Source organism: Paractinoplanes globisporus DSM 43857 (genome assembly GCF_000379645.1).
Lineage (GTDB): Bacteria > Actinomycetota > Actinomycetes > Mycobacteriales > Micromonosporaceae > Actinoplanes > Actinoplanes globisporus.
Window position 1 is genome coordinate 41,703 of sequence record NZ_KB903324.1, and the last position, 26,840, is coordinate 68,542.

Annotated in this window: 28 protein-coding genes and 2 pseudogenes; 17 read left to right on the forward strand and 13 right to left on the reverse strand. The window is 68.3% G+C overall.

Features of this window, described 5'->3' with window-relative positions; translation table 11 throughout:
• Window positions 1-181: 181 nt before the first annotated feature.
• Complete coding sequence (locus tag A3CQ_RS64285; protein ID WP_020515749.1) at window positions 182-556, forward strand: ClpX C4-type zinc finger protein; 375 nt, start codon at window positions 182-184, stop codon at window positions 554-556.
• 38 nt (window positions 557-594) lie between these two features.
• Window positions 595-1,845 carry an MFS transporter gene (locus A3CQ_RS0135700; RefSeq protein ID WP_063713642.1) on the forward strand — a complete coding sequence of 417 codons (1,251 nt, stop codon included), beginning with the start codon at window positions 595-597 and terminating at the stop codon, window positions 1,843-1,845.
• Here A3CQ_RS0135700 and efeU read toward each other — a convergent pair.
• Window positions 1,835-2,668, reverse strand: coding sequence for an iron uptake transporter permease EfeU (efeU, locus tag A3CQ_RS0135705; RefSeq protein WP_020515751.1), 834 nt, complete (start codon window positions 2,666-2,668; stop codon window positions 1,835-1,837). The genes A3CQ_RS0135700 and efeU overlap by 11 nt on opposite strands.
• 172 nt (window positions 2,669-2,840) lie before the next feature.
• On the opposite strand from efeU, the gene A3CQ_RS55255 reads away from it, so the two are divergent.
• Window positions 2,841-3,485 carry a VTT domain-containing protein gene (locus A3CQ_RS55255; protein ID WP_020515752.1) on the forward strand — a complete coding sequence of 215 codons (645 nt, stop codon included), beginning with the start codon at window positions 2,841-2,843 and terminating at the stop codon, window positions 3,483-3,485.
• Window positions 3,486-3,567: 82 nt separating this feature from the next.
• Window positions 3,568-4,407, forward strand: coding sequence for an alkaline phosphatase family protein (locus A3CQ_RS0135715; protein ID WP_084699377.1), 840 nt, complete (start codon window positions 3,568-3,570; stop codon window positions 4,405-4,407).
• Here A3CQ_RS0135715 and A3CQ_RS0135720 read toward each other — a convergent pair whose 3' ends face one another.
• The 3 genes from A3CQ_RS0135720 to A3CQ_RS0135730 form a co-directional block, all read right to left on the reverse strand.
• Entirely contained in the window at window positions 4,408-5,298 is an 891-nt protein-coding gene (locus A3CQ_RS0135720) for a M56 family metallopeptidase (RefSeq protein ID WP_020515754.1), read from the reverse strand.
• On the reverse strand, window positions 5,295-5,675 hold the full coding sequence (locus tag A3CQ_RS0135725) for a BlaI/MecI/CopY family transcriptional regulator (RefSeq protein WP_026206577.1): 381 nt from the start codon (window positions 5,673-5,675) through the stop codon (window positions 5,295-5,297). The genes A3CQ_RS0135720 and A3CQ_RS0135725 overlap by 4 nt, the downstream gene beginning before the upstream one ends.
• Before the next feature lie 101 nt (window positions 5,676-5,776).
• Window positions 5,777-7,384 (reverse strand): alkaline phosphatase family protein, encoded by a 1,608-nt coding sequence (locus A3CQ_RS0135730; RefSeq protein WP_020515756.1) that lies wholly within the window; start codon window positions 7,382-7,384, stop codon window positions 5,777-5,779.
• A gap of 111 nt (window positions 7,385-7,495) precedes the next feature.
• On the opposite strand from A3CQ_RS0135730, the gene A3CQ_RS0135735 reads away from it, so the two are divergent.
• From A3CQ_RS0135735 to A3CQ_RS64370, 6 genes are all read left to right on the forward strand, one after another.
• Window positions 7,496-7,810, forward strand: a complete 315-nt coding sequence (locus tag A3CQ_RS0135735; RefSeq protein WP_020515757.1) for a PadR family transcriptional regulator — start codon at window positions 7,496-7,498, stop codon at window positions 7,808-7,810.
• Window positions 7,807-8,637 carry a hypothetical protein gene (locus tag A3CQ_RS0135740; RefSeq protein ID WP_157296750.1) on the forward strand — a complete coding sequence of 277 codons (831 nt, stop codon included), beginning with the start codon at window positions 7,807-7,809 and terminating at the stop codon, window positions 8,635-8,637. Before A3CQ_RS0135735 ends, A3CQ_RS0135740 begins: the two co-directional genes overlap by 4 nt.
• Window positions 8,638-8,703: 66 nt before the next feature.
• A complete protein-coding gene (locus tag A3CQ_RS55260) occupies window positions 8,704-9,630 on the forward strand; it encodes an ABC transporter ATP-binding protein (protein WP_084699378.1) in 927 nt (308 codons plus the stop codon).
• Window positions 9,617-10,414, forward strand: a complete 798-nt coding sequence (locus A3CQ_RS0135750; protein WP_020515760.1) for a DUF2705 family protein — start codon at window positions 9,617-9,619, stop codon at window positions 10,412-10,414. Before A3CQ_RS55260 ends, A3CQ_RS0135750 begins: the two co-directional genes overlap by 14 nt.
• Window positions 10,415-10,512: 98 nt before the next feature.
• Window positions 10,513-11,913 carry an MFS transporter gene (locus A3CQ_RS0135755; protein ID WP_040433664.1) on the forward strand — a complete coding sequence of 467 codons (1,401 nt, stop codon included), beginning with the start codon at window positions 10,513-10,515 and terminating at the stop codon, window positions 11,911-11,913.
• Window positions 11,910-12,017, forward strand: a complete 108-nt coding sequence (locus A3CQ_RS64370) for an MFS transporter small subunit (RefSeq protein ID WP_020515762.1) — start codon at window positions 11,910-11,912, stop codon at window positions 12,015-12,017. The genes A3CQ_RS0135755 and A3CQ_RS64370 overlap by 4 nt, the downstream gene beginning before the upstream one ends.
• Before the next feature lie 12 nt (window positions 12,018-12,029).
• On the opposite strand, the gene A3CQ_RS0135765 is transcribed toward A3CQ_RS64370, so the two are convergent.
• Complete coding sequence (locus A3CQ_RS0135765) at window positions 12,030-12,461, reverse strand: ester cyclase (protein ID WP_020515763.1); 432 nt, start codon at window positions 12,459-12,461, stop codon at window positions 12,030-12,032.
• Between the two features lie 116 nt (window positions 12,462-12,577).
• Between A3CQ_RS0135765 and A3CQ_RS0135770 the strand changes: the two genes are divergently transcribed.
• The 3 genes from A3CQ_RS0135770 (at window position 12,578) to A3CQ_RS0135780 (ending at window position 14,813) form a co-directional block, all read left to right on the forward strand.
• Window positions 12,578-13,159 (forward strand): TetR/AcrR family transcriptional regulator, encoded by a 582-nt coding sequence (locus A3CQ_RS0135770; protein WP_020515764.1) that lies wholly within the window; start codon window positions 12,578-12,580, stop codon window positions 13,157-13,159.
• Between the two features lie 65 nt (window positions 13,160-13,224).
• Window positions 13,225-13,695 (forward strand): hypothetical protein, encoded by a 471-nt coding sequence (locus tag A3CQ_RS55265; RefSeq protein ID WP_157296752.1) that lies wholly within the window; start codon window positions 13,225-13,227, stop codon window positions 13,693-13,695.
• A gap of 155 nt (window positions 13,696-13,850) precedes the next feature.
• Window positions 13,851-14,813 (forward strand): isopenicillin N synthase family dioxygenase, encoded by a 963-nt coding sequence (locus A3CQ_RS0135780; RefSeq protein WP_020515766.1) that lies wholly within the window; start codon window positions 13,851-13,853, stop codon window positions 14,811-14,813.
• A 150-nt stretch (window positions 14,814-14,963) separates the two neighbouring features.
• On the opposite strand, the pseudogene A3CQ_RS64110 reads toward A3CQ_RS0135780, so the two are convergent.
• The 6 genes and pseudogenes from A3CQ_RS64110 to A3CQ_RS55270 all read right to left on the reverse strand — a co-directional run.
• Window positions 14,964-15,278, reverse strand: a pseudogene (locus A3CQ_RS64110) (IS3 family transposase); the annotation flags it as partial.
• A gap of 146 nt (window positions 15,279-15,424) precedes the next feature.
• Entirely contained in the window at window positions 15,425-16,660 is a 1,236-nt protein-coding gene (locus A3CQ_RS0135785; protein WP_211216740.1) for a right-handed parallel beta-helix repeat-containing protein, read from the reverse strand.
• Window positions 16,661-16,836: 176 nt separating this feature from the next.
• Window positions 16,837-18,339 (reverse strand): cellulose binding domain-containing protein, encoded by a 1,503-nt coding sequence (locus A3CQ_RS0135790; protein WP_020515768.1) that lies wholly within the window; start codon window positions 18,337-18,339, stop codon window positions 16,837-16,839.
• 41 nt (window positions 18,340-18,380) lie between these two features.
• The gene (locus tag A3CQ_RS0135795; protein ID WP_020515769.1) at window positions 18,381-18,869 is read right to left on the reverse strand and encodes a hypothetical protein; all 489 of its coding nucleotides are present in this window, start codon (window positions 18,867-18,869) and stop codon (window positions 18,381-18,383) included.
• Window positions 18,866-19,915 carry a glycosyl hydrolase 53 family protein gene (locus A3CQ_RS0135800; protein WP_020515770.1) on the reverse strand — a complete coding sequence of 350 codons (1,050 nt, stop codon included), beginning with the start codon at window positions 19,913-19,915 and terminating at the stop codon, window positions 18,866-18,868. The genes A3CQ_RS0135795 and A3CQ_RS0135800 overlap by 4 nt, the downstream gene beginning before the upstream one ends.
• A 657-nt stretch (window positions 19,916-20,572) precedes the next feature.
• Window positions 20,573-21,085, reverse strand: coding sequence for a hypothetical protein (locus A3CQ_RS55270; RefSeq protein ID WP_157296754.1), 513 nt, complete (start codon window positions 21,083-21,085; stop codon window positions 20,573-20,575).
• 162 nt (window positions 21,086-21,247) lie between these two features.
• On the opposite strand from A3CQ_RS55270, the pseudogene A3CQ_RS59640 reads away from it, so the two are divergent.
• The 3 genes and pseudogenes from A3CQ_RS59640 to A3CQ_RS0135815 all read left to right on the forward strand — a co-directional run.
• A pseudogene (locus tag A3CQ_RS59640) lies at window positions 21,248-21,493 on the forward strand (PfkB family carbohydrate kinase); the annotation flags it as partial.
• Between the two features lie 70 nt (window positions 21,494-21,563).
• Entirely contained in the window at window positions 21,564-21,770 is a 207-nt protein-coding gene (locus tag A3CQ_RS0135810; protein ID WP_211216741.1) for a hypothetical protein, read from the forward strand.
• 635 nt (window positions 21,771-22,405) lie between these two features.
• A complete protein-coding gene (locus A3CQ_RS0135815; RefSeq protein WP_020515773.1) occupies window positions 22,406-24,265 on the forward strand; it encodes an alpha/beta hydrolase family protein in 1,860 nt (619 codons plus the stop codon).
• 106 nt (window positions 24,266-24,371) lie between these two features.
• On the opposite strand, the gene A3CQ_RS63770 is transcribed toward A3CQ_RS0135815, so the two are convergent.
• Window positions 24,372-24,497: a hypothetical protein gene (locus tag A3CQ_RS63770; protein ID WP_020515774.1), complete on the reverse strand. Its 126-nt coding sequence runs from the start codon at window positions 24,495-24,497 to the stop codon at window positions 24,372-24,374.
• Window positions 24,498-24,858: 361 nt separating this feature from the next.
• Window positions 24,859-25,926 (reverse strand): SDR family oxidoreductase, encoded by a 1,068-nt coding sequence (locus A3CQ_RS0135825; protein ID WP_020515775.1) that lies wholly within the window; start codon window positions 25,924-25,926, stop codon window positions 24,859-24,861.
• A gap of 152 nt (window positions 25,927-26,078) precedes the next feature.
• Between A3CQ_RS0135825 and A3CQ_RS0135830 the strand changes: the two genes are divergently transcribed.
• Window positions 26,079-26,774, forward strand: coding sequence for a helix-turn-helix domain-containing protein (locus A3CQ_RS0135830; RefSeq protein WP_020515776.1), 696 nt, complete (start codon window positions 26,079-26,081; stop codon window positions 26,772-26,774).
• Window positions 26,775-26,840: the final 66 nt, after the last annotated feature.

Genomic DNA, 26,840 nt, shown 5'->3' on the forward strand with positions numbered 1-26,840 from the left:
AGATCCACTGCACCGGTGGAGGCCTTCATCTGTTCACAAGACCCGGCCTTGATCGTCAGATCGAGTGGTCACAGTTCCTCGACCAACGTCCCCGGACATCACAGCTAGCCCTTGCGGATCCGTCAGGTGTAGCCTGACAGCGTCAGGGTACGCCTGACAGACGGCGACCGCCGGAGGAACCATGACCAGCGAAGCGGCAATCCAGTTGTCCTGCTCGTTCTGCGCCAAGCCGAGCTCGGATGTCGAGAAGATGATCGCCGGCCCCGGCGTCTACATCTGCAACGAGTGTGTCGAGCTGTGCAACGACATCCTCCGGTCCGAGGAGCCGGAGCCCTCCCGCTCGGATGCGCGGCTGTCAGCCTGGGAGCGCGGGATGACCGACGAACAGATCCTCGACCGGCTTCCCCTCGTCGCGGCGGCCGGGGCGCAGACCGAGGCAAGCCTCCAGCGACTGGTCACCACCCTGCGGGAACGGAAAGTGACCTGGGCGCGCATCGGCGCGGCCCTTCGGATCACCCGGCAATCCGCGTGGGAACGGTTCTCCGGCGAGGAGTAACGCTTGTCTCCCGACCGGGCCTGTGGAAAGTTCCGGCGGTGCCCACGACCGAGTCTTCCGCGCCGGATACCGCGGTCCCATCCGGTGCGGGGTGGCGCAGGGACTTTCAGCGCCGGTGGGCGGCCTTCGCGGCCAGTGAGTTCGGTAGCGCCTTCGGCTACTCGGCCTTGCCGATCGTCGCGGTATTGGTCCTCGGTGCATCCGATTTCCAGGTGTCGCTGCTGACGGTGCTGGCCGGGCTGGTCAGCGCGGCCGCGGCTCTACCGTTGGGGCCCTGGATCGAGCGTCATCGGAAGCTGCCGGTGATGGTCGGGACCGACCTCCTGCGCTTCGCTGCGGTCGGATCGGTTCCGGTGGCGGCGTACTTCGGTGTCTTGACGTACTGGCAGCTCTGTCTGGTGGCGACAGTCCAGATGGCCGCGCGTCTGGCCTTCGATTCGGCCGGCGTCGCGCAGCTGCGCACGATGGTCCCGGCCGCACATCGGGCCGACGCGAACGGCCGTTTCGAGACGACCGTGTGGACGGCGAACGCGGTCGGGCCGGCTGCGGGCGGCGTGCTGATCTCCTGGCTCGGCGCCACGGTCACCATGGTTCTGGACTCGGTGAGTTTCCTGGTGTCGGCGTTGACCTTGCGCGGCCTGAGGACCCGGGAGCCCGCCCCGTTCACCGACGGCCCGCGGCACCACTGGCTCAAGGACATCACCGCTGGTTGGCGATTCATCTTCGCCCATCGAGGGCTGGCGGCCCTGTTCTGGAACTCGCTGGTCTTCGGCGGCTGCATCATGGCCGTGGTGCCGCTGCTGGCCGTCTTCGTGTTGCGCGACCTCGGATTCGCGGCCTGGCAGTACGGCCTGATCAGCGGCGTGTCCAGCGTCGCCGGGATCGTCGGCTCATTGCTGGTCAAGCCGCTGCGGTCCCGGCTGGGTGAACGCCGGACCCTGCTGCTGGCGGGAGTCGGCCGAAATCTCTGGCTCGGGCTGCTGCCGTTGGCGCCCGCTTCCACGCTCGGTCTGATCCTGGTCATGGCGTCGGAGTTCTTGCTGGTGCTGTTCGCGGGAATGTTCAGTCCCAGCTTCGCCACCTACCGCATGAACGTCACCGACGATGCTCACATGTCCCGCGTGGTCATGGCGTGGTCGGTCTCCAACAAGATCGTTCAACCGGTCTTCATTGCCGCCGCCGGAGCGTTGGCCGCGATGACCAGCGCTCGGACCGCGCTGGCCGTGCTCGCGGTCGTCCTTCTCGGCGGCATCGCGCTGCTGCCTTGGCGCACCGGGATCAGGCGGTGACCGGAACCCGTTTCGGCGCCGGGCGGAAGAACAAGAACAAGACCAGCCCGGCGTACGCCAGCCAGATGACGACCTCGAGCACGGTGGCGGTCGGGGTCACGTTGATCGTCGCGGCCAGCAGGGTGCCGTACCAGGAACTGGGCTCGATGGTGTGTGACAGGTCGTAGGCGACGGTGGTCGAGCCGGGGAGCACGCCGGCGACCTGGAAGCCGTGCACGGCGTACTTGATGATGCCGGCGGCCACCAGGACGAGCAGGGCGCCGGTCCAGGTGAAGAGCCGGCCGAGGTTGACCCGGGCAACGGCGGCATACATCAGCCAGCCGAGCAGGACCGCGGAGGCGACGCCGGCGATCATGCCGAGCAGCGGCGCGACGGTCTCGCTGGCGGCCTGGGCGGCGGCGAAGACCAGAAGGACCATCTCGACGCCCTCGCGGATCACGGCGACGAAGGCGAGCGCGGCCACGGCGGCCTTGCCCAGGCCGAGCGCCGTGGTGAGCTTGCCCGTCATCTCGGACTTGAGGGTGCGGGCGCTGCGCCGCATCCAGAAGATCATCCAGGTGACCATCGAGACGGCCACGAGCGAGCTGATCGCTTCGAAGAGTTCGAGGCGTACGCCGGAAAGCAGCGACGTGGCGACGTAGGTGAGCACGACGCCGAGCGCCGCCGCGCACAGCACCGCGGCCGCGACGCCCGACCAGAGCGGCAGCAGGCCGTCCCGGCGCTGGGCCCGGGCCAGGACCGTGACGAGGATCGAGACGACGAGCGCCGCCTCGAGGCCGTCGCGAAGCCCGATGAGATAGCTGGCGAAGAAGGCGCCGCCCACGTGGCCGCTCCCGTGTTAGTTGAGGCTTACCTGACTTCGCCAAAACTCCTACAGACTGTAGGAGATTGTCAAGTCGAGCGAACTCCTACAGCGTGTAGGTTTGACGCGGCGCCGACCGGGCATGGGGCGCGAAGAGAAAGGCCGCGGACGCCGACGGAGAGGCGCGGATTCGATGACGTCAGCACTGGGCCCCCAGTTTCTCGACCCGGAATGGCTGATCTCGACCTTCGGCGTGATCGGCATCCTCGCCATCGTCTTCGCCGAATCGGGACTGCTGATCGGCTTCTTCCTGCCCGGCGACTCCCTGCTGTTCACGGCCGGTCTGCTCATCGCCGGCGGCACGTACCTCCATCTGCCCTTGTGGCTGATGTGCGTGCTGGTCTCGGCCGCCGCAGCCGCCGGTGACCAGTTCGGCTACGCGTTCGGGCGCCGGTTCGGACCCGCATTGTTCCGGCGCCCCGACTCCCGCCTGTTCAAACAGGAGAATCTGACCCGGGCCAGCGGCTTCTTCGCCCGGTACGGCGCCCGCTCGATCGTGCTCGCCCGCTTCGTACCGATCGTGCGGACCTTCACGCCGATCGTGGCCGGCGCCAGCCACATGCACTACCGGACCTTCCTCTCGTACAACGTCATCGGCGCCGCCTGCTGGGGCACTGGCGTGACCATCCTCGGGTACTTCCTCGGCCAGGTCTCCTTCGTGAAGTCGAACATCGAGCTCATCCTCGTCGGGATCGTGGTCCTGTCGGTGGTTCCGATCGGCATCGAGTTGCTCCGCAGCCGGCGGCGTACCCGTACGAGTGGATCAGAGCCGGGCTGACGGCGCGTTCCCTGCGATGCGTACCGCTATCTCCTACAACTTGTAGGAGCAAGCGGACATTTGACGCGCGACAGGAGAGCAGATGAAGCGAACCGGACGGGTGGCCCTGGCCGCGGCGATTGCCGGCGCGTTGGTTCCGGTCGCCACCGCGCGGGCGGCGCCGCCCACCGTGCCCCGGCCCGACCACGTGGTGATCGTGATGCTGGAGAACAAGCGCTACGACGCCGTCGTCGGCCATCCGAAGGCGCCCTGGATCACGGCTCTGGCCCACAGCTCGGCCAACATGCTGCGCTTCTACGCCGAAACCCATCCGAGCCAGCCGAACTATCTCGCCCTGTTCACCGGATCCACGCAGGCGGTGACGGACAACGGGTGCCCGCACGACCTGGGGAATCGGCCCAACCTCGGCCGTCAGCTGATCGATGCCGGCCGCACCTTCGCCGGTTACGCCGAGGACCTGCCCCGCGCGGGATGGCGGGGATGTTCCTATCGCGGGTACGTCCGCCGGCACAGCCCGTGGGTGAACTTCAGCAACCTTCCGGCCGCGGCGAATCTGCCGTACTCCGCCTTCCCGGCCGACTACGCGCGGCTACCCACCGTCGCGTTCGTGATTCCGAATCTCTGTCACGACATGCACGACTGCCCGAAGGAACAGAGCGACGCCTGGCTCCGGAGACAGTTCACGCCGTACATCGCCTGGGCGAAGACCCACAACAGCCTGTTCGTGCTGAGCTTCGACGAGGACAACCGCACCGGCGGCAATCGCATTGCCACCATCATCGCGGGCGCGGGGGTGCGGCCGGGACAGTACGCGACCAGGTCGGACCACTACGACCTACTACACACCCTTCAGCAGATGTACGGGCTGCCCTTCACCGGCATCGCGCAAGGTCGGGCCGGCATACCGGACATCTGGCGGTAACTACAGCCACGCGTGGGCCAGGTCCACGAACGCCTCGGTGGCCGCCCCGGCGAGGGCCACGATGGCCGCGCCGAGCAGTATCGGAGCGGCCAGGCGACGCAGCATGGGGGCCGGGGTGGGCTGCGACAGTGCCCGCACCCGCTGAACGGCGGCGCCGCCGTCGATGCCGAGCACCGTTCCCGACCCGGCGCCGGACGACGCGAGCGCGGCCCGGGCCACCGTCGTCGCGGCCAGGCCCCGGTCGCCGACATCGGCGGCGGCATCCTCGTCGGCCCACCGCTCGACCAGGAATTCGACCGCTCGGCGTACGGGAATCAGCAAGGGATTCATCGCGGCCGCCGCGGCGACGGTCGCGGTGAGCCGGTGATGGCGATGGGCGAGGTGCGCGCGTTCGTGAGCGAGGACGACCTCACGCTCCGGGGCACTCAGCAGTTGCAGGATGCCGGTGGTGACCAGCAGGCGGCCGGGTGTGTGCGCCGTGCCCGGCACGGCCACGGCCATCGGGGTCGTCCAATCGGCGATGACGAGTTCCTGATCGGGATCGCCGACTTCCCGGAGCCGGCGATTGGTCGTGATCCGGCGGCGTGCGTCGATGACGAGCCGGACCCCGCCCGCGACCAGAAGCAGCCCGGCGATGAGCGCGACCGGGCCCGGTACCGGCTCGGGCAGCTCGAGCGTCGGGTGGTTGTCCAGCGCCGCCAGCGGCGGCAGGTCGTCGAGCGCGGTCAGCGCCAGCATGGTCAGCGACCAGGTGGAGGCGAGGGCGGCGACGGCGGCGATGGTCACGAGTGTCCAGGCCGCCGGTCCCGGCGTACCCCGGGCGGCGATGCGCCGGGCGCCGAGGGCGAGCGGCAGCGCCAGCAACAGTGGCAGGTAGACCGCGACGGTCATGACCCACGCCGTTGGCCGGTGTCGGCCAGCAGCCCCCGCAGCAGCGCGGCGTCATCGTCGTCGAGGGAGGCGGCGAACAGCTGAAGCACGGCCACCCGGTCGGGGCGATCCATCAGCGCCGCCTGCATCTGCGAGGCGGCGACCGCCGACGCGTCCTTGGCCGGCCAGTAGGCGTGCCGGCGCCCGGCTCGATGGCGCTCGACGGCCTTCTTGTCGTGCAGCCGGAACAGGATGGTCTGCACCGTGTTGTACGCCAGGTCACCGCCGAGGTCCTGCTGCACCTCGGCCGCGGTCATCGGAGCGTCCGCCGCCCACAGCACTGCCATGACGGCCGCCTCGAGGCCCCCGGGCGGTCTGCGGCTGTCTTTCGTCGTCACTGTCGCTGCCCTCCGGCGCCAGAATATCGCTGAGCTCTCCCCGGATGGGGCGTCGACGTCCTCGTGGTGCGCCGAGGACGCCGACGCGGTGGCGCTTCGAGTCAGTTCGGCAGTGCGGGAGTGTGCTGGATGCGGACGGCGTCGAGCTCGTCCGGGTTCAGACCCAGCAGCCGCAGGATGGTCGGCGCGATCTGGGTGGTCTCGACGGAGCGGGTCACCCGGTGTCCGGCGGCGGCGTTCGCCCCCGACACCACGATCGGTACGTTGCGGTCGGCCGGGTTGTCGCCGCCGTGCTCGGCGATCTTCGACTTCTTGCTGGTGTAGACGACACCGGGCTGGCTGATGCCGATCAGGTCCGGCACCCGCTCGTCCCCGGCGCGGACGCCGATGAGCGCGGCGGCAGCGGCCCCGGCGTAGACCTGGGTGAGCCCCGACGCGACGTACGGTTTCGGCGCTCCGGTGATGTCGTTGCCGGTGCCGTCGTGATGCAGCAGGAAGGTCCGGGCGAACGTCGCGGCGGCGGCCGAGCGGTCGGTCAGCCACATCACCACGGTGTCGTCGTCGATCGCGAAGGCCACCAGTGGGCCGGCGTGGCCGGCGGTGTTCCAGGCCGCGTTCAGCGCGTCGACGATCGCGCCGTCGTCGATGCGGGTCAGTTGGGCCGGCGCGGTGGGCGACTGGCCGTGCTTGGCCGACACGATGATCGTGGTCCGGTCGGCCAGATGTTGCCTGGTCAATTCGGTAGTGAGGCGGCCGAGCTGGGAGTCGACGAAATCGAGAGCGGAGGAAAGGACAGGCCCGGGTGTACGTCCGTCCGCCTCGTACCCGCCGGCCTGGCCGTCGGACGCGGGCAGCTTCTGCGCCGTCGACACGGTCTGGAAGTTCATGCCGAACACCGCCGGGGTGCCCAGCTTGACGGAACGGCTGTGGTCGTACCCGTCGATCTCGTTGAGAACGGCCCGCACCTTGTAGCCGTCGTACTGCTGCGTGAGGCGGTTGACCGAGGTCCAGTCGTCGCCGGCGGTGTCGGCGACGCTGTTGATCTCCGGGGTGAAGAGATCCTGAATGCCCGTGCCCGACGGTCCCTGCAGCAGGTCATAGGCGGGGTGTTTGTCGGACCAGGCGGTGACCAGGCCGTGTCGCCGGGCGACCTCGAAGACGGTGTTCACCTTGAGGTACTGGTGCGGATACACCGGCGTGCACGTGGCCGGGTCGACCGGCAGCTGGGCCGGGTCGAGCAGCTGCTCCGGCGAGCCGGTGAGGGACAGGATGGACCCGGGCAGGCCGGTCAGTCCCTGGCCGGCATCGAGCCGGGACGGGTCCCGGTCGGCCGGTTCGGCGTAATCGACCTCGGCGCCGGGCTTGACGCCGGCGCAATGGGTCGTGCCGGCCGGCAGCAACGACGGGTTCCAGGTGTCGTCGTAGTAGACGCCGGTCGTCCGCGGGTCGCCGCCGGTGACCTGGGCGAGGATGCCGGGGAACGAGTCGGACGGGAACGGCGTGACGGCGTTGCGGTAGGTGGTCCCGGTCGCCGCGAGGCGGGCCAGCGTCGAATGTGGATGGGTGCCGACGTACCAATCGAGGTCTTGTTGATGCATGCCGTCGACCGAGATCAGGAGCACGTGTGAGGCGTGCGGCTGATGCGGCCGAGCGGGTGCGGCCGAAGCCGGCGTGGCGGCCAGCAGACCCACGGCGGGCGACGAGGACATCGACGAACGTCTCGCGTCTTCAGCGTTTCTTCAGGTACGCCCGGCCGGGGAGGCTGGCGCTATATCGTCCCGCGTAGTACGTTGGCCGATATAGCGAAGGACGGAGCAACGATGGTCGACGACCTCGGCCGGTGGGCGGAGTCAAGCTTCCTGATCTTGGTGAGCCTTGCCGACGGCGCGAAGCATGGATACGCCATCACCAGCGACATCGCCGAGCAGGCCGGTGTGAGACTCGGGCCGGGCACCCTCTACGCGGCCCTGCAGCGGCTGGAGGAGCGGGGTCTGATCGAGGGACTGCCCGCGGAAGGGCGCCGCCGGCCGTACCGGTTGACGGCGGCGGGAGGGGCCGAGCTCTCCGCCCAGGCCGCTCGGATGCAGCACCTGGCCACCCTGAGCCGGCACCGCCTGCGGCTGGATCCGGCATGAGCGGCGACGGCCGGCTGGTCCGTGCGCTCGTGGCCTGTTATCCGGCCGACTGGCGACGACGATACGGCGACGAGTACGCGCAACTGTTGTGCGATCTCCGCGTACGCCGGCGCCCTTTGATGGTTGTCAATTCTTTGCGCGGCGCGGCCCGTGCGCATGGAGGCGTTTTCATGGCCGGCAACTCACCGTTTACCGTCGTGGTCTGGGCGGCCGGACTGTTCACTCTGGGCGGTATCGGTTTCGCCAAGCTCGCCGAGGATTTCTCCGGCGATGCAATTGGCCTGTACGTGCTGCTCGTTGTCGCGAGTGGCGTTGCCTTGTCGGCGTTGGCGGCGGCCGCAATGCCAAGTGCGGTCGGTTTGCTTCGCGGCCGGGACAAAGGTGCGTGGAAATACTTGGCCGTTCCGATCGTGGGCTGCGCGATCTGGTACGGCGTCCTCCGGCTGGCGCTCGCGATCTCCGACGGCCACGGCGTTCACACCGCCCCGAACGTGACCGCCTTCCTGCTGATCGCGGTGACCGGGGTCGCGGTCTTGGCTACGACCGCGTGGGCCGCCGCGACGGTCCTGCGGCGGGTGCCGGCTCAGTCCTCCCGGTTTCGCCCGCCGGCGCTGATGACGGTCGCCGTGGGGATGGGCGTCGCCACCGTCGCGGCTCTGATCTGGGGCCTGCGGATTCGCTCCCTGAACCCAGCAGGTTTCCGAGGTGACCACGGGATCCTCGCGACCCCGTTCGTGCCCAGCTGGATCGCCGTGGTGGTGGCACTGGCCGCCGCGACCGGCCTCGCAGCCGTGGCGGGCCGCCGCCGGCCGGTGGCTGCTCGCTAGGGCCGCGACCCACGTTCCCACTGCTCCCTGACCTTCCGGCGACCTGCCGAGAAAGGGCGATTCCCCATGCCCACTTCACGAGTCATGATCCACGCCGAGGGCCTGTCCAAACGGTACGGCCGGCAACGAGCGGTCCAGGAATTGACCTTCGACGTCGAGGCGGGCCGGATCTGTGCCCTCCTCGGGCCCAACGGGGCCGGCAAGACATCGACCATACGGATGCTGGTCGGTCTGACCGTGCCCGACGCGGGTGTCGTCCGGATTGCCGGCACCGCGGTCTCGCTCGGGGCGCCGGTCCTGAGACGGGTCGGCGTCCTGATCGACGGGCCCGCGCTCGTACCGCACCTGACCGGCATCGCGAACCTGAAGCTGTTCTGGGCGGCGGCCCGTCAGACGTGGCCGCCGCCCGGCCTCGGGGATGCGCTCGACCTCGCCGGCCTGGGGTCAGCCTTCGATCGCAAGGTCAAGGGCTACTCGATGGGCATGAAGCAGCGGCTCATGCTCGCGCAAGCGTTCATGCGCCGCCCCGACGTACTGATCCTCGACGAGCCGGCCAACGGTCTCGACCCGGCCGAGGTCCGCGCTCTCCGGAACTATCTCGCCGACCGCGCGGCCGACGGCATCGCCGTGCTCGTCTCCAGCCATCAGCTGGCCGAGGTGCAGACGCTGGCCACCGACATCGTCGTGATGAACCACGGCCGGCTGGTGACCGCCGGCAGGCTCGACGACCTCCTGGACGGGGCCGGAACATGCCGGATCCGGACCGAGGAGCCGGACCGGGCGTTGACCGTTCTGCGCGACACCCCCGGCGTGACCGCGACCACCATGGACGACGGCGACGTCATGGTCACCGCACCCTCCGTACCGGTCAGCGGGATTGTCGAGACCCTGGTCAGGGCGGGCGTCGCCGTCGCCGGCGCGAGCGAGGACCACCGATCGCTGGAGGACGCGTACCTCGCCCTGACCGAAGGACACGACCATGCTGCGCGTTGAGCTCACCACCCAGTTGATGCGGTTGCGCACCTTGATCGCGTTGCTCTGCCTGGCCGCGGTACCGGTCGCCGCCGGACTGTCCTTCGCGTCCTCCGCCGGTCACCGCAACGGCAGCCAGGGCGGTCTCTTCGGCGCATCCCCGTATTCCGCCCTGAACCACGCCATGGCCAGCCTCGAGTTCATCGGCCCGCTGCTGCTCCCGATCGTCGTCGCGCTCCTGTCGGCCGCCATCGCCTCGGCCGACCGCGACTGGGGCGTACTGCGCTACCTCTACGTCGCCCCGGTCAACCGCACACGACTGCTGGCCGCCAAGCTCGGCGCGGTGGCGATCGCGACCACCGCGGCCCTCATCTGCGTGCTCGGCGCGGGCCTGGCGGCCGGCTGGGCTCTCTTCGGCTGGCACCCGTTCCACCTCATCGACGCGCCGAACCTCACCACCACCGAAACGATCACCCGCGTCCTGGCCGCCGGCGGATACACGCTGTTGTGCATGCTGGCCATGGCCGCCATCACGCTTGCTCTGGGGCTTCTGCTGCTCCGAGGCGCCGAGGCCCTGGCCGTGGCGATCGCCTTCGTCGTCATCGCCAGCATCCTCAACGGCCAGACCGCCCTGCACGCCGTCGCCGTGCTCCTGCCGGTCCACTACTGGCAGAACTGGCTACAACTCTTCGACCCGGCGGCCGACGCCGACCTGTGGCCCGGAGCCGCCACTCAACTCATCTGGATCGCGCTGAGCGTGTCAGCCAGCGGGCTCATCCTGCATCGCCGCGACCCCGCCGCCTGACCGACGGCGCCGTGACTCGTCGGAAAGGTTGCTTGGTCAAGGACTCTGGTCAATGATGGTCTTCAATATCCCGCTGGCGTTGGGAGGCCGGAGTGTCCCTGCTCACCGCGCTCGACCGCAAGCACACGATCGCGCCCGAGGGGTACAGCCGCTGGCTGATCCCGCCCGCCGCGCTCGCCGTACACCTGTGTATCGGCCAGGTCTATGCGACCAGCGTCTACAAGAACTCGTTCATCCAGCATTTCGACGCCAGCCAGACCTCGATCGGCATCATCTTCAGCATCGCGATCGTGATGCTGGGCCTGTCGGCGGCCGTCGGCGGCACCTGGGTCGAGGCGAACGGCCCCCGCAAGGCGATGTTCGTCTCCGCCTGTTGCTGGTCCAGCGGCTTCCTGGTCGCGGCGCTCGGCATCGGAACGACCCAACTGTGGCTGGTCTATCTCGGCTACGGCGTGATCGGCGGGATCGGGCTCGGCATCGGCTACATCTCGCCGGTGTCCACGCTGATCAAGTGGTTCCCCGACCGGCCCGGGCTCGCGACGGGACTGGCCATCATGGGCTTCGGGGGCGGCGCCCTGATCGCGAGCCCCGCTTCGCGGCAGCTCCTTTCCCTGTACGACCCGAACTACGACCCCAATGTGTCCACGTCGGTCGCCGACGGCCGGGCGCTGGTGCTGCTGTTCGTCACCCTCGGCATCGCGTACTTCCTGATCATGATGTTGGGGGTCGCCAACATCCGGGTGCCGGCGCCGGGGTGGCGGCCGGCGGGCTGGGACCCGTCGACCGTTGCGAAGAAGCCGCTGGTCACGACGGCGAACGTGTCGGCCGCGAGTGCCATCCGTACGCGAAGCTTCTGGTTGTTGTGGATTGTCCTGTTCTGCAACGTGACCGCGGGCATCGGCATCCTCGAACAGGCCAGCCCGATGATCCAGGACTTCTTCCGGGGGTCCAACGGCGTCTCCAGCGTCAGCGTCGCGGCGGCCAGCGGCTTCGTCGGAGTGCTGTCGCTTTTCAACATGGCCGGCCGGTTCGCCTGGTCGTCCACCTCCGACGTGATCGGCCGCAAGCCGATGTACATGGTGTACCTGGGCGGCGGCATGATCCTGTACCTGCTGCTGGCCACCGTCGGCAGCGCGGCGACGGCGCTGTTCGTGGTGCTGGCCGGCTTGATCCTTTCGTTCTACGGCGGTGGTTTCGCGACGGTCCCGGCCTATCTGCGCGACCTGTTCGGCACGTATCAGGTGGGCGCGATCCACGGCCGGCTGCTGATCGCCTGGTCCGCGGCCGGCGTCGCCGGTCCACTGATCATCAACGGCTTCCTCGACGCCCAGGGCAAGCCCGGCACGCTGACCGCGGACGCCTACCGGCCGGCGCTGTTCACCATGGTCGGCTTGCTGGCCATCGGCTTCGTCGCCAACCTGCTGATCCGCCCGGTGCCGGAGCGATTCCACGAGCCGGCCGGCACCGTTTCCGCCCTCGAGAAGGAGGCTGCCGCATGAGCGCCCAGTCCGTCCGCCTGCTGGTGTCCTGGCTGCTGGTGGCCGTGCTGCTCGGTTACGGCATTGTGCAGACCGTGATCACGGCGGCCAAGCTCTTTGAGTGACGCCGCGGTGGATCATGCCTGTCCCTCGGGGGCGCCGCCCAGTGGCGGGAGCGCGCCGATCTGCTGGAACAGCTGCAGCGCATTGATCTCGTCCCAGTGCTCGACGAACATGCCGTCCTCGACGCGCCAGATGTCGATGGTGCGCATCTCGATCGGGTTTCCGGTGGCGGGGATGCCCATGAAATCTCCGGTGTGGGTCCCGGTGTAGACGAAGCGGCCTACGACGCGGTCCCCGGATTCCACGAGGTCCTCCCGGGTGCCGCTCAGATCGGGGAAGGCGGCGAAGAACGACGTCCAGAACTGGCGGTTGGCCTCGCGTCCGTCGGCAACGAAGGCGTTGTGATTGATGTAGTCCTCGGCGACCAATCGGTCCACCAGGTCCGGGTCGTGGGTGTTGATCATCGCGAGGTAGGTCTCGGTGAGGTGCTGTCCCTGTGTCGTCATGTCATTCTCCTAAGCGGCTTCCGTGAAGCTAGCAACGCTAACCCTAGCAACGCTAACCCCGTGGCCGGTCGACGTCAATAGCAGTGCTCGCATTGGTAGCGGTGCTAGAGTCAGGTATGACCATCGAGGAGCGCCGGCTCCGTGAGCGCGCTGCGCAGCGGGGGCTCATCACCGCGACGGCCCGCGCGCTGGCCGAGCGCGACGGCTGGGACGCGGTAACCACCCGTCGGTTGTCCACCGAGATCGAGTACAGCCAGCCGGTGCTGTACAAGCACTTCGCCTCGATGGAGGACATTGTCGAGGCCGTCGCATTGGAGGGTTTCGGTGAACTGACCGAAGCCCTCGGCACGGCCCGGCGCGGAGTCGGTGCGCCCGAGGAGGCGTTGGGTCGGGTCGCCCACGCGTTCAGCGCCTTTGCCGCAAGCAACCCGGCGCTGTACGACGCGATGTTCACCCGCGCCACCCGACTGCGCTTCGGTGCCGACAACACGCCGGCGCCGTTGTCGGCGGCGTTCGGCGAACTACGTGAGGCGGTCGCCACCGTCGCCAACGGGCGAGACGTCGACACCCTGACCGAGGTGCTCTGGGCGGCCCTGCACGGACTGACCACGCTCGGCCGGAGCGACCGGTTACGCCCCGGTCAAGACGCCGCCCGCATCGAGCTCCTGGTCGCCCAGTTCCACACCGCCCATTCCTAATTGCTCTGTCGCTCCCGCGACGCGTTCTGGTACCTGTGGGGTCCGATTCCTATCGCGGTGCGAAGGTGCTGCTGGACCGGCTGAACGGGGGCATCGCCGAGCTGGTCGATCGGCAGGCAACCCTGTCGGCCGAGGAGGCGACCCTTCACGCACGCACAAACCTGGACGCCTACATCAACCAGCTCTACCGCTGCGTAAAGAGTCGCCGAGACGGCTTCGCCGAGGCCGCTCTGCTCGACGAGGCGGAGAGTCTGCCCTGGCTGCTGGAGACGGTGTTCGCCTTGCACGGCAGACTCCGTCCCTACAACAAGTACCTGCGTTGGGAGTTGGAGAGCTTCCCGCTGCCCGGCCACTGGAACACGGCGCTCATGCCAGATCGCGTCCGGACCGCGTCGCTGCGCCTTTTCCCCGCGGTTGAGACTTTGGCTCGTTGCCACGGTCACGCCGAGGTATTCGAAGGCTGGGGAAGCGATATCGAGCTCATCCGTGCCTTCGCCGAAACCGCCGCGGCCGACCACTCCCGACCACACGGCTAGCCGGCGAAGGTGCACGGATCTGCCGCAAGGCTCGGAGGACTGCCGCGGCGGTGTGAGGCTGTGTTGTCGCTCGGGCGGGGAGGCTGTTGTAACAGTCGCCGCGTACGGTCGGTTCGGGTCTTTGGACGTAGCGCTCCTTGGCGGGGATGTGATTCATGAGCACGCCGGACATACCGCTGTTCGACATCGGCGCGTGGCGGGCCGCCGGCGTTGTGGAGCGCGCCGCGCTCGCGGCCCGGCTTGACCGTGCCATGCGGGACTCGGGGTTCTTCCTGGTCAGCGGGCACGGCGTCGACGAGTCGCTCGGGGAGCGCATCCGGGAGGCGTCCCGCGCGTTCTTCGCGCTGCCCGACCCGGTCAAGGACGGGTATGCGACGGGCGTCGGCGGGCGGGGGTGGATAGCCCGTGGCCGCGAGGCGAACGCGTTCTACGGGGAGGTCGCCGATGTCGAGAAGGCCGATCTCAAGGAGACCTTCACGTTCGGGCGGGAGGATCCGGCCGGTGACCCCGGCTGGTTCACAGCGAACGTCTGGCCGGTCGAGGTGCCCGGCCTGCGTGGGCCGGTGACCTCGTACGCCGGGCAGGTTCAGGGCCTCTATCGGGAGTTGCTGGAGGTGCTGGCCACCGCGCTCGGGCTGGAACCCGGCTACTTCGTCGAGCGGAGCAGGGACGCGCCGTACACGTTCAACATCAACCGCTATCCGGCGTTGTCGGTCACCGGTGCGCCGCTCGAGGGGCAGTTCCGGGTCGCACCGCACACCGATTGGGGGATCCTGACCATCCTCGACCGGCAGCCGGGCTACGGCGGGCTGCAGGTGCAGACCCTCGACGGCGGGTGGGCGGACGCGCCGTACGTGCCGGGCGCGTTCACGGTCAACATCGCCGACCTGCTCGCCCGGTGGACCGGTGACCGGTGGCGTTCCACCCGGCACCGCGTGCTCCCGCCGTCGGACGCCGACCCGGACGAGGAGTTGATCAGCCTCATCGTCTTCTGCGAAACGAACATGGACCGGCTCATCACCCCGCTCGCACCCCCGGTCGGTGGCGGCACGCAATATCCGCCGGTGGTGGCCGGCGACTACTACCGGGAGCGGGAGGCTGCGGCCTCGGTCGGCTGATCCCGACCATCCGGCGTGCACGGACATGGCCGTGCTGCGTTCGCCGAGGCGGGAAGCGGGGTCGCCCACAATGATCAAAGGCGCATAGCTGAAAGCTATACGCCCTGGTGAAACCTGGTGCGCCGCGTAGGACTCGAACCTACAACCCGCGGTCCGCATCGGCCGGGCGATGCGTTTGCGGCCGTGCCGATGGCTGGCGTCAGCGAGCTCGGCCTGGATCCGCGGCGCACCATAGGTGCCGTTCGACGCCGTATGCACCTGGATGATCCGTGCGGTGAGCTGTTCGTCGACGCGCTCACGGGTGCTCTTGATGTTGCGGGTGTAGTAGGCGGACCGGGAGACCTCGAGCAGCTCACTCGCGCGTTTGACACTGTGTTTGCCGGCCTGCTCCGATGACCACTGCTTGTCGGATCGGGGCGGTAGCTCAGGGCCGTCGCGGTGAAGACAGACGTTTCCGGATGCCACCGGCCGGAGGCGCGGTGCCCGTTCGCGCGCGTCGGACAGCAATTGGCCCTGGTGGAGCTGCAGGTCGTCTTCGGCACGCTCTTCCGGCGGATACCTACACTCGCAGGGACCGTCGCTTCCGGCTCGTGCCGGAAGCGGTCGGTCACCTAGATCCTCGCTCCTACCGCGGCGCCGTTCGCCGGCACCAGGAAGTTGGAAGTACGGATCGAGCCGTCGCTGTTGCGGGCGCCGGTGATCGTGGACTGGTCGGTGCTGAGCAGCGTCCAGGTGCCGCCGATGTTCCACGAGTTGCCCGAGGCCGTCGAGGAGCCCAGCGCCACCGCAGTCTTGTTGCCCACCGCCAGGTTGGCGGTCAGCTTCGACGTGGAGCCGCCGTCGACGTCGAAGCCGGTCTTCGCGTTCTGGTAGGCGGTGCTGCGGTTGATCGTGATGGTGCCGGTGTTGCCGTTGTCGGTGAAGCCGTGCGCGGCGTTGCCGAACGACATGCTGTTGTTCACCGCGTGGCCGGCCGCCGGGCCGGTGCCGCCGCTGCCGCCCAGCTTGAAGCCGTTGCCGTCGCCGGAGAAGTCGGGGATGCCCCAGCGGTTGTAGCCGTTGCCGTACGCGATGCTGTTCTGGATCGTGATCGGCGAGGTGAAGGCCCACGCGTCGAAGCCGTCGTCGATGTTGTTCCACAGCCGGGCGCCGCGCACCACGTTGCCGGTGCCGCTGCCCTCCTTGATGCCCAGGCCGTCGGCGCTCTCCCCGTTCTTGCGGGGGTCCCGGTTGTTGTAGCTGTCCAGGTTGAGGATCAGGTTGCCGGCCGAGGTGCCCTGCAACTGGAAGCCGGTCTCGTAGTTGTCGTGCGTGGACAACCGTTCGAAGGTGTTGTTGTTGCAGTTGTTGCAGTAGACCGCGTACGGGCCGTGGACGATCTCGAGGCCGGTGATCCGCCAGTTGGACGCCTCCATGTGGATCGCGCCGCGCTGTGCGGCGGGGATGGTCGAGCCGACCGCGCCGGGCGTGTAGGGCAGCGCCTCGGCGTCGATGACCGGGTGCTCCGACTGGTAGGCGGCGAGCGTGATGGGCGCGCTCGCGGTGCCGCTCTTCGCGATCGTGATGGTGGTGTCGAGTTTGTACGTGCCCCCGCGCAGGGCGATCGTGTCGCCGGCGGCGACAACGGCGACCGCCTTCTGGATGGTGGCGAACGGCGCGGCCTGGGTGCCGACGTTGCTGTCGTTGCCGTTGGGAGCGACGTAATAGGTGGTGGTGGCTGCGGCGGCGGCCGGCGCCGGCAGGGCGAGCACGGCGATCGCGAGGGCGAGCATTGACTTCACGGAAACCTCCTGTGCCGAGGACGACGGCACCGGCGCCACCCGGCTGGCGCGGGTTGGTCGGGTCACGGCGACTGCGTACAGGAATGCGCTTTCCCCAGGGGAAACTATGTCACACATCAGCGAGAGTCAATGCTTCGGGCCGCCCGGGTTGTGCCGGTCAGGACTGGCTGACGCGGTGGAGCGCGGCAGCCGCGTCGCGCCCAGGCGGCCGGCCGGTGCTGGCTCGCCGTGGGCCCGACTTCTTACCAGGTCAGAGGGAGCGTTGAGAGGTACTGGGTCAGGGCGCCGGCGATGATCTGGTGGTCGTGCTGCGATGGGTGCCAGTCGCAGCCGAGGTGATCGAGCCCGAGGGCGGTGTCGTCGTAGTACAAGGAGGAAACGTGGGAGTCGCCGGCGTCGTTGCGCGTCTTGACGATCTGCTGGATCGAGGTGGCGAACGCGGTGGTCTGGTACGACAGGTCGGGATAGGTGAGCACGATGAACGTGTCGGAGCCGTACCGGGCGCGCAGCTGGCCGATGAACGCCAGATAGGCCGTCCGGTAGTCGGCGGCCAGTTCGTCGATCGTCGCCCACTTCTCGCCGGAGTTGAGCGCGGTGGAGAAGTCGTTGATGCCCAGGCCGATCACGACCGCTCGGGGTCGCCAGGTGCTCGGCACCTGCCAGGTCGCGCTGTTGTAGAGGGCCTGCAGGTCGGTGTCGTAGTAGGTGCGGAAGTTGTAATCGGGGTTCGTGCCGTTGTAGTTGCGCACCATGCCGAGACCGGACCAGGCGTTGATCTGGTAGTCGGCGTTCAAGCCCTTGGCGGTCAGCGCGCCGAAGCTGACGTCGGCGTTGGTGTTTCGGGTGACGCCGCCGTTGCTGCCGCAGTCCCGCGTGGTGGACATATCGCCATAGCCGGCCGTCCACGAGTCGCCGATGAACTCGATCTGCCGGCTACGGGCCGCCGGCTTGGCGAGGATCACGCCGCCGTTCGCGGCGACCAGGCCGTCGAACTCACCCACGGCCCACGGGCTTTCCGTACGCTTGGCCAGCCGCACGGTGTGGTCACGGTCCGCCAGACCCTTGACCCAATAGGTGGTCTGCCCCGGCGTCACCAGCGTGCCGACGATCGCCCCGTCGACCTCGATGACATAGTCGTTGTTGGCGTCGTTGAGCACGAAGCCCACGCCGGTGCCGCGGAAGCGTCCTTCGAAGTAGGTGCCGGGCCAGGTGAACTGCACCCCGGCGCCGGCCGGCCGGGCCCGGCTCGGCGTACTGACCTGGTCGAGGACGCCGGTGGCGGGCCCGCTGGAGGTCGGCGGGGTCGCCGGCGTCGAGGTGGTGGGCGCCACGCTGCCGGTGCAGGCGGCGCCGTTGAGAAAGAAGGCGGCGGGTACCGGGTTGGACGCGCCGCTGTTCGATGCGTTGAAGCCGAACGAGGTAGTGGCCCCGGTGCCGATGCTCCCGTTCCAGGTGGCGTTGGCGACCGTGACGCTCGCGCCGGACTGGGTCACCGTGCCGTTCCACAGCTGGTTGATCGTCTGCCCGGCGGTGAACGACCAGGTCAGCCTCCAACCGGTCAGAGGATCGCCGAGGTTGGTGACGACGACGCCCGCGCCGAAGCCGCCGGGCCATTGGCTGGTCACCTTGTAGGTGACCGTGCAGCCGGCGGCGGCGTGCGCGGCGAGGGCGGTGGAGAGGACGGCGCCCGCAACGATGGTGCCGGTGGTGAGAAGAGCGAACGTTGAACGGGAGCGCAGTCGCATCTGTCCTCCTTCCGGTTTGGCGAGAGAGCTTCGCGTGGCATCTACTGCTGTTCGAAGGCGCCGAGATCCGGCGCCGAGCCCTGGTAGGGCAGGCCGACAGCGGCGCCTTTGTCGATCAGGGTGCTGTTCGCGGAGAGGTGGAGCTGGGGGAGGACGGGCAGGCTGCCGTCGGCTTGGCGGGGCGCGTCCCAACCGGATACCGAGACGCTCTGGAACTGTCCGTCCGACAGAGTGAGGCCCAGATTCCACGAGTTGTACGAGGCGGTCGCGCCGGTCATGTTCGACGCGAGGACGCCGGTGTAGGCGATGTTGTTGCGCAGGTTCCCCCGGCCGACGGCGGCGCCGCTGGAATCGACGCCCAACATGTTGAAGTCGGGGTGGTTGCCGTAGCTGGTGTTGTTGAAGAAGTCGTTCGCCACCGGATGGTGGTTGGCGTAGAAGCCGGCCGCCCGGTTGGCGAAGGCGACCGAGAAGCGAACCGTGTGCTTCACCGCGCCGGCGTCGTAGTCACCACAGTCACTCCCGGTCACACGTTGAGGAAACCGTCCATCGCCGCCGTGGGCCGTCGGCTGCTCTCGTCCCAAGCTGAACTGTTGTAGCCGTTGAAGGACGGATAGCCCTCCGGCTCCCAGAAGAAGGTGCCCAGACCACCGAAGCCCCTGACCCCGGTGACGAACGCCCTCAGTGAATCGCGCACCTGGGTGGGCTTGCCCACCGGCCCGCCGTACTCGACCTGCATCACCGGCTTGCCGTAGCCGGACTGGATGGTCTGCATATTGGCCAGCACTGTGGGTACGTTCCCGCCCTGGGCGTACGAGGACAGGCCGGTGATGTCCCACTTCCCGCCGTTGCTGCGGTAGGCGTCAAGGAAATTCTGGACGCCGGCCAGGTTCTGCGGCTGGGCCAGGTGCACCAGAACCGGCGTGCTCGGGAAGACCTGCTTGGACATCTCGTACGCGGCGTTGAGCAGGCCAGTCATCTGGGCCGGCTTGCTGATGCTGCCGGTCGGCTTGCAGATGCCGGAGTTGGTCTCGTTGCCGATCTTCACCCATGCCGGCGTCACGCCGTAGTACTTGATGACGTTGCAGGAGTGGTAGACGTAGTCGTACATGGCCTGGAGCATCTGGCTGTAACTCATGCCGGCCCAGGCCGCCGGCGGGTTTTGCACGCCGACCGAGTTCCAGGTGTCGCCGAAATGGAATCCGATGAGCACCTGCATACCGGCGTTCTTGGCGCGCTGCGCCATCTGCGCGGTCTCCTCGATGCTGCAATGACCGTTGCCCGGGTCGCTGGACGGGTTGACCCAGGTGCGCAGGCTGACCGCCGTGATGCCGTAGCCCTTGAGGATGGTGAACAGGTCCTGCCGCACGCCGCTACTGTTGTTCCAGTAGTAGCCCTTCGCCTCCATCTGCGGCATCCAGCTGATGTCCGCCCCCTTGACGAAGGGCGCCGCCGCTTGCGCCGGGGGCGCGATCGCGCCCCCGGCGCCCAGCGCGACGGCGCCGGCGCCGGCAGCTGCCCCGAGCAGCAGGCTGCGCCGCGGCACGCCGGCGCGTTCGGCCGGTTCACTGGTCATTGATGCCTCCGTCTGCTATCGAAGGTCATCAATCTACGAACATCTATCGCACCGGGGAAAGCGCTTACCAGCAGAAGTCACATCATCCGTGAATTAAGTGGGGTTTGCAGACCGAGCCATCCTCCTCGTCACCACAGCCTCGCGCCTCCGCGTTGGCGGCTCATCCCTGCACCCCGAGGTCACGGCGCTCCACACGAACTCCCGGCGAGCGAACAGCAAGATCAGCATTTCAGGCAGGCCTCACCGCGGTCACTGCCGGTGTTGACAAGCTCGAGCTGACCGGCGGCAACGCCGGCTGACCGGGGTCGACGAGATCGTCCTGTCGTTGCATGCGAAGGGATCGACGACGAGAGCTCGCCCCAAATATTTACGAACGGGGCGAAGCAGGCGGCGGTACGCCCCGCCTGCTCAGACGCGCTGCCCAACCTGCCACGCGTTCATCCGTAAGGCGGCACTTTCCCGCGTATGCGCGTCGGGGCGTAGCCACTTCTGCCTAGTCACTTTGCAATACCGGCTCTGGGCCAGCCCGCTATATGAAGCCAGGCGAAGTCCGTTCCTGCTCAGCGGTCATGGGTGGATCGGCGCCGGGGCGCCGGCCGAGTGCCCGCAAGTGCTCGGGCTCGGGACAGTGGCCGATGCCAATAGAGCGAGGATGTCTTACGGGGTCGGCCGCAGGGCGTAGCTCGCGCTGTGGGCGACGACCTGCTCCGCCGCACCGCCGTTGAGGATCTTCGTGTTGGTGGTGCCGGCGACTTTGAGGGCGTCGGTGTCGGAGGCGATGCGGATGCCGGTCTTGCCGTTGCGGTAGGAGTTCTGGTTAGGCGTGAAGCCGACACCGTCGATGCAGAAGTCGCGGAACTCGATGGGGGCCAGCCGGGGGGCGCCACTGCGGGTGACCAGGAATGCCTCCGCGTTGCCGTCGGTGTTCTCCACCTTGATGTGGCTCGCGCCGGGCGACAGTTCGTGCCAGTTGGAGGTGCCGGCGGTGTTGTAGCGGATGCTCAGCGAGGCGAAGCCGTGCCCGGATCCTTTGATCTGCAGGTAGCTGATGTCGATGACGACCCGCGTCTTGAGCGAGTAGTCGCCGGGCGGGACGTAGATGACGGCGCCGGGCTTGGAAACCTGGCCGAGTTGGCTGGCCTTGACATCGGCGATGATGCTGTTGATCACGGTGCCACTATCGTTGGTGGCGTTGACGCCGGGCCGGCCGGGAATCGTCCAGCGGTCACGTCGTACACAGTGGACGCGGTCCACCGTCCTTCCTGGGAAAGTCGTGGCAGGGCGGGCGATCTCGGCGTCACAGGACGCCGATGAGTCCGCGCCGACCAGGAGGTTCACCGCACCGCTGCGCCGATCGACGTCGTCGACACCGTCGGCGCCGGCGACGCCTTCATCGCCGGACTGCTGTCCGCCCTGCGATCAACCGGATGCGGCACACCCGCGACAATCCGGGACCTCGACCGCGAACGGCTCGCAGGCATCATCGACCAGGCCATCGAGGTCGCCTCGATCACGTGCACCCGCGCCGGCGCCGACCCGCCACACCGCGCCGACCTTCGAGTGGCCACGCCAACATGACCCCGGCCGGACTCGGGGCGCCGAAGCCACCAGGTAGGGGGGTCCACGGCCAATGCGGTGCGGCGACTGGGTGAAGACGGCGAAGCTGCTCACCGAGGACACCGGCCAGACCTGGGAGCAGTACCTCCAGAAGATCGCCGGCGACAACGCCCGATCGAGCGCTTCGCGACGCCGGAGGGTGGCCGACTTGTTCGTCTTCCTCTGCTCGGAGAGGCCGTCGTACACGGTCGGTTCGACCTGCTACGTGGACGGCGGACGGCTGAACGTCACGACTTGAGCGAGTTGGGCGGCGTCGGCGAGGGCCGGGCCGAGCGCCACGATGCGGGCGCCGCCATCGGGATCGGCGCTGCTGACGGTGGCGGCGGATGCGGTCGGCGAGGTGGGTTCAGCGTCCGGCTGGACAGTTCCCTCCCGCGGGCAGCGCCGATTCCGCGTGCTCGACGAGCTGACGGCCGTGCTCGCCCGCTTCGACGGCACCTTCGCCACATGGGAGCGGCCATTTTGCACGGCTTGTCCTTGGGACTGACACCTCGGGAGTGACGACGACGCCCCACGGCAGTCCGGGGGCGTGCCCGCATCGAGGCGCTGACCACGTGCTGTACGGCGCGGCGACCAGATCGGCGCAGCAGACGAGACCATCACCCGAACACCCACGGCCTACGCCCCGCGACGTGCCGCCGGTTCACTGCGCGCCGCCGAGCTCGTCCGCACTTTGCGGGATAGATGCTGGCTGGATGCCGGCTGACGGGGACGAGTTTTGCGGTCCGCTAGACGGACCACTAGTACCACGTGAAAATCCACCGTCCATGTAAACGCTGAATTTCCAGCGACGCAAGAAGCCGTTTCGCTGCTGGGTGATCCATCAGGCGGTTCTGACACACCGTGAAGTGGACCTCCGCTTAAGGTCACGTCATGACGTACATCGATCGCCGCCAGCTGCTGCGGGGTACCGCCGCGCTGGCAGCCGCCGCCGCACTCACGCCCATCGACAGTCCGGCATACGCCGCGGCCGCTCTCGGCGCGGCGCAACCCCTTGACGGCCGGCCGTTCCCCGCATACGACTACACCCGCGCCAACAAGTTGCCCCGGGAGATGACCGGGTACTGGACCAAGTCATTCGATGTCGGTGGCGTGACAAGGACCGCCAAGGTGTACATATCGGCCGAGACTCCCATTCGCGCCTACTACACGGTGGTCGCTGTGCCCGACCGCGCCGACACCGCAGAGTTCCTCCAATCGTCGGGGTGGCGGGACGTGGCCGACCGGCGACAGGAAGGTCTGTTCGTCCTTGAGCCCGGCCCCTCCGGCTGGGCCGACGCCGAGCAGGAGGCTGCGTACGTCGCGGCGGCGCTGGGTTTCTACCAGAGCAACAACTACTTTTCGATCTTCGGGGAGAACTACTTCGTCGGATACGGCAACGGCGCACCCGCCTTGGAGGCGTGGGCGGTTGCGAACCCGCTGAAGGTCATCGCCCAGGCCTACGTCGACTCCCCCGGTCTGAACGCCGCCTACCTCGCCTCGTACGCGTCGCGCGAGTACGACGGCCAGACGCAGTACTCACCGGTCGACTTCCCCGCCGGGTTCCGGCTCATCCGGTACGACGAGACGGTCCTGCCGACCTGGTACATCCGTCCCGAGAAGCACCGGGCCGGAGCCAGCGTGGCCTACTGGAAGCGCTCCAACGACACCGTCTCGGCCTGCAGCTATGACGACGTGCTCGGCACCGTGTACCGGCAGCGCCCTGGATCAGGCCGGTGGATGACGTCCCACGCCGGGCCGATCTCGAAGGTCGCCGTCCAGACGCATGGCGCCGCCACCCGCCAGATCGTCGAATTCCTGACCGCCTACACCCGGTATGAGAACTCCTTTGCCTACGGGAACCAGCTCTACGAACGGGCCGACTTCCGCCGGCTCGGCATCGAGGTCCACACCATGCAGGTCGAGGGCTTCGTCCGGGAATACCTCGTCTATCGGCCCCGATCCGCCCGCCGCAACGCGCCCGTCCTGTTCGTCTGGCCCGGCGACAGCCAGACCGACAAGGTCTTCGTCGACGCCACCCAATGGTGGAAGGTAGCCGACCGTGAAGGGATCCTGCTCGTCTTCGTCTGCGAGCAGTACAGCCGGACCTCCGTGGTGGTCAGTCATCGCGACTCGTTGGCCTTCTACCGCCAGCTACGTGACGTGATCACCGCCCGTTATGACGTCGACCCCACCCGCTTCTACTCCACCGGCCAGTCCGCCGGCAGCGGCGTCACCCAGAACCTTGCCATCGCCTTCCCCGAGTATTTCGCCGCCGTCGCGTCCAGCTCGTTCCCGACGGCGCCGAACGCCGCGGGCACCGTCAGCCTCGACGGCGTGGCCTACCCGGCCAGCGGCCGAAAGATCCCCAACTACCTGATCTATGGGTACGGCGACATCCAGGGCTTCGTCGGCACGCTGTGGGACGACACCCAGAACCAGACGGACAGCTGGGCGCAGTACCACCTCGGCGTGGACGGCCTGGTCCTCTCCGACGTCGACACCATCGCCGGCCGGCGCAGCGGATTCCACGATCGCTTCCAGACCTGGACCTGGTACGACAAAGGCGCCCGGGTACCCATCCTCAAGCTGACCAGAAACGTCTACAGATCGCACAATACGACTGCCGAGGAACCGCCCTTGCTGTGGGACTTCCTCAAGCACTACAGCCGGGAGATCGCCCCGGACGGTACCGTCACCCGCTACTACAGCCCCTCCGCCTTCGACCGCCCCGGCGACCGACGGCGCATCTGACCCCGCGGTTCACAAGGCCTTCAGAGGGGCTCCAGTCGGAGTGTCAGGTGGCCGAGTGATGGTGGCCTTGGCATGAGGTGCGAAGGCGTTCCGGAGAACCGCTCGCTCACACCAGCCTTGAACCGAGCTCGGCGGGCGTCATGGTCGCGCGGACGAGGGCGACGTCGACCACGCCCGGATCATCCGAATCCTCGCCGAGGCGGGTTACGCCGACAACGTCGACTCCGACCACGTTCCCGACCACCCCGACCGGGCCCGTGCCGGCTGGCGGATCGGTACGGCCGCAGGCGGGTGTTCCTGCTCGGTGTGGTGGCCTTCAACGTCTTCGGCGCGCTGTGCGGCTTCGCCCCCCGGCCCCGCTGTGTCGATCGCCGGCCGCGCGCTGCAAGGGTAGTTCGCCACGCTGGTGGTACCGACCGCCCAGGCGGGCCGTTGCCGCGCTCGAGATCGACCGGCCCGCTCACCAGCGCCCTGCACCGCCCGACACTGCCTGACCCTCCGAGCAGTCAACGCACCAGGCCCTCGCCCGTATGCGCAGCTCGGTGCCGACGAGCTTGATCGGTTGATCCATGTCCGCGAGGATGCGCTTCGCTTTAGATCGCTGGGATGACGTGTTGTACCCGTAGCGTGTCGAACAGGTCGAGGAACGATCGTGTCGAGTCCTGGAAGTCGAGGAAGCCGAGCGCGCGGCTTTTCGACATGTCGGCGAATGCCTCCACCGGCCGGCCGAGGTCGGCATCGGTGTGCCACCAGGATGCGAGGTCGCCGGCCCGGTACGGGGCGAGGCTGTACTTGTCGGTGAGCGTGGCCCAGGTCTCGTCGGCGTGGGCGAGCCGGGCGTCGAGGGGATCGGCGTGCCCGGCGTACGGCGCCGCCTCGACGCCGAGCGCCTCGGCCAGCCGCCGCCACATCTGCCGCCACCGGAAGACGTCGCCGTTGGTGGTGTTGAATGCCTGGTTGGCCGCGGCCGGTTCGGAGGCCGACCAGACCGCGTGCCGGCCGAGCAGGCGCGCGTCGGTGATGTCGGTGATGCCGTTCCACTGCTGGGGGCTGCCGGGGAACACGAACTGCTCGTCGCGGGCGCGGCAGATGCTGCCGTAGACCGCGAGGGTGACGCCCATGTTCATGGCGTTGCCGAGCGCGTAGCCGATCATCGTGTGCGGCCGGTGCACCGACCAGGTGAAGCCATGCTCGGCCGCCGCCCGGAACAGGATGTCTTCTTGCTCGTAGTAGAAGTTCTGGTAGGGCAGGCGGTCCTGGGTCTCGCGGAACGGGGTGTCGGCGGGTGCCTCGGCGTAGGCCTCGAACGGGCCCAGGTAGTGCTTGAGCCCGGTGATCAGCACGGTGTGACGCAGCGAGGCCGTCTTCGCCAGCGCACTCAGCGTCGTGTTGAGCATCGCGCCGTTGACCGTGCAGTTCTCGGCCTCGGTGGGCTGACGCGACCACGTGCTGTAGAACAGGTGGGTGATGCCGCGGCCGGCCGTGGCCGCCTCCACGGAGGGTTGGTCGAGGACGTCGGCGTACACGTGCTCGACGCCCGGAATCTCGTAACGTGGCGCCCGGGACAGGCCGATGACCCGCCAGCTGGCGGCGAGCAGCGCCTCGGCGATGTTGTAGCCGGCGATCCCGGTGACGCCCACGACCAGTGCGGTGCGGTCCATGGTCCCCGATGATGACCTGACACTGGACGCGCCGTCAACTGTTGCTTTACGGTGCACGAGGCGGGCGTTCGCTCTGGCCGCACGAACGAGCTCCCGATGGGCGGAGCGGGGACGGCGTCCCATAATGAGCGGGACGCAACCGAGGGGATCACGTGACCGAGCTGAGTCCGTCTGTCGCCAAGCCGCTGGTCACTCTGGGTATCCGGCTGAAGCGGGTCCGGGAGCGCTCGGGCAAGTCGCTGCGCGAGGTGGCCCGCGAGCTCGGAGTCTCGGCGTCGTTCCTCTCGCAGATGGAGCGGGGCAAGTCGCAGCCCTCGGTCGCCACCCTCTACTCGCTGTCCCAACTGCTCGGCGTCTCGATAGACGAGCTGTTCGCCGAGGAGGACGACGGTGACACGGCGGGGGAGCGGGCGGCGGCCGCCGCGCCCGAGCCGGTGGCGACGCCGCCGGTCAACCGCTCCGACCTGGGCTCTCTGGCTGACGCGTGGCCGCACGAGCGTAAGCTGCCGATGCTGTCGGTGACCCGGCCTGGGGAGCGGCACGTCCTCGAGATGGACAGCGGCGTGATCTGGGAGCGGCTGGTTGACAATACCGGCACCGGCCTGGACTTCATCGAGATCATCTATCCGCCGCACTCCAGCTCGACAAACGACCAGCGGATGCTCCGGCACTCCGGATTCGAGTTCGGCTGGCTGATCGAGGGCGAGCTCGAGGTGACGGTCGGATTCGAGGTTCTCACGTTGCGTGCCGGCGAGGCGATCGGCTTCGACTCGGCGGTGCCGCACCTGCTGGCCAACCGCACCGATGCGACGGTGCGCGGTATCTGGTGCGTCCGGCACGGCTACTGAGCCTTTGTTTCCACGAAGTAACGGTTGACATATTGACGAAGCCCCGTTCAGTATCGGTGAACACAT

Coding starts and splice junctions, on each gene's coding strand:
- A3CQ_RS0135790 (WP_020515768.1), bottom strand. CDS start 18,339: ATGCGACTGCGCTCCCGTTCAACGTTCGCTCTTCTCACCACCGGCACC.
- A3CQ_RS0135765 (WP_020515763.1), bottom strand. CDS start 12,461: ATGACGACACAGGGACAGCACCTCACCGAGACCTACCTCGCGATGATC.
- A3CQ_RS0135720 (WP_020515754.1), bottom strand. CDS start 5,298: ATGACCGTCGCGGTCTACCTGCCACTGTTGCTGGCGCTGCCGCTCGCC.
- A3CQ_RS0135770 (WP_020515764.1), top strand. CDS start 12,578: ATGACCATCGAGGAGCGCCGGCTCCGTGAGCGCGCTGCGCAGCGGGGG.
- A3CQ_RS0135730 (WP_020515756.1), bottom strand. CDS start 7,384: ATGTCCTCGTCGCCCGCCGTGGGTCTGCTGGCCGCCACGCCGGCTTCG.
- A3CQ_RS64285 (WP_020515749.1), top strand. CDS start 182: ATGACCAGCGAAGCGGCAATCCAGTTGTCCTGCTCGTTCTGCGCCAAG.
- A3CQ_RS0135780 (WP_020515766.1), top strand. CDS start 13,851: ATGAGCACGCCGGACATACCGCTGTTCGACATCGGCGCGTGGCGGGCC.
- A3CQ_RS64370 (WP_020515762.1), top strand. CDS start 11,910: ATGAGCGCCCAGTCCGTCCGCCTGCTGGTGTCCTGGCTGCTGGTGGCC.
- A3CQ_RS0135740 (WP_157296750.1), top strand. CDS start 7,807: ATGAGCGGCGACGGCCGGCTGGTCCGTGCGCTCGTGGCCTGTTATCCG.
- A3CQ_RS0135800 (WP_020515770.1), bottom strand. CDS start 19,915: ATGACCAGTGAACCGGCCGAACGCGCCGGCGTGCCGCGGCGCAGCCTG.
- A3CQ_RS55255 (WP_020515752.1), top strand. CDS start 2,841: ATGACGTCAGCACTGGGCCCCCAGTTTCTCGACCCGGAATGGCTGATC.
- A3CQ_RS0135815 (WP_020515773.1), top strand. CDS start 22,406: ATGACGTACATCGATCGCCGCCAGCTGCTGCGGGGTACCGCCGCGCTG.
- A3CQ_RS0135735 (WP_020515757.1), top strand. CDS start 7,496: ATGGTCGACGACCTCGGCCGGTGGGCGGAGTCAAGCTTCCTGATCTTG.
- A3CQ_RS0135825 (WP_020515775.1), bottom strand. CDS start 25,926: ATGGACCGCACCGCACTGGTCGTGGGCGTCACCGGGATCGCCGGCTAC.
- A3CQ_RS0135715 (WP_084699377.1), top strand. CDS start 3,568: ATGAAGCGAACCGGACGGGTGGCCCTGGCCGCGGCGATTGCCGGCGCG.
- A3CQ_RS55260 (WP_084699378.1), top strand. CDS start 8,704: ATGCCCACTTCACGAGTCATGATCCACGCCGAGGGCCTGTCCAAACGG.
- A3CQ_RS0135750 (WP_020515760.1), top strand. CDS start 9,617: ATGCTGCGCGTTGAGCTCACCACCCAGTTGATGCGGTTGCGCACCTTG.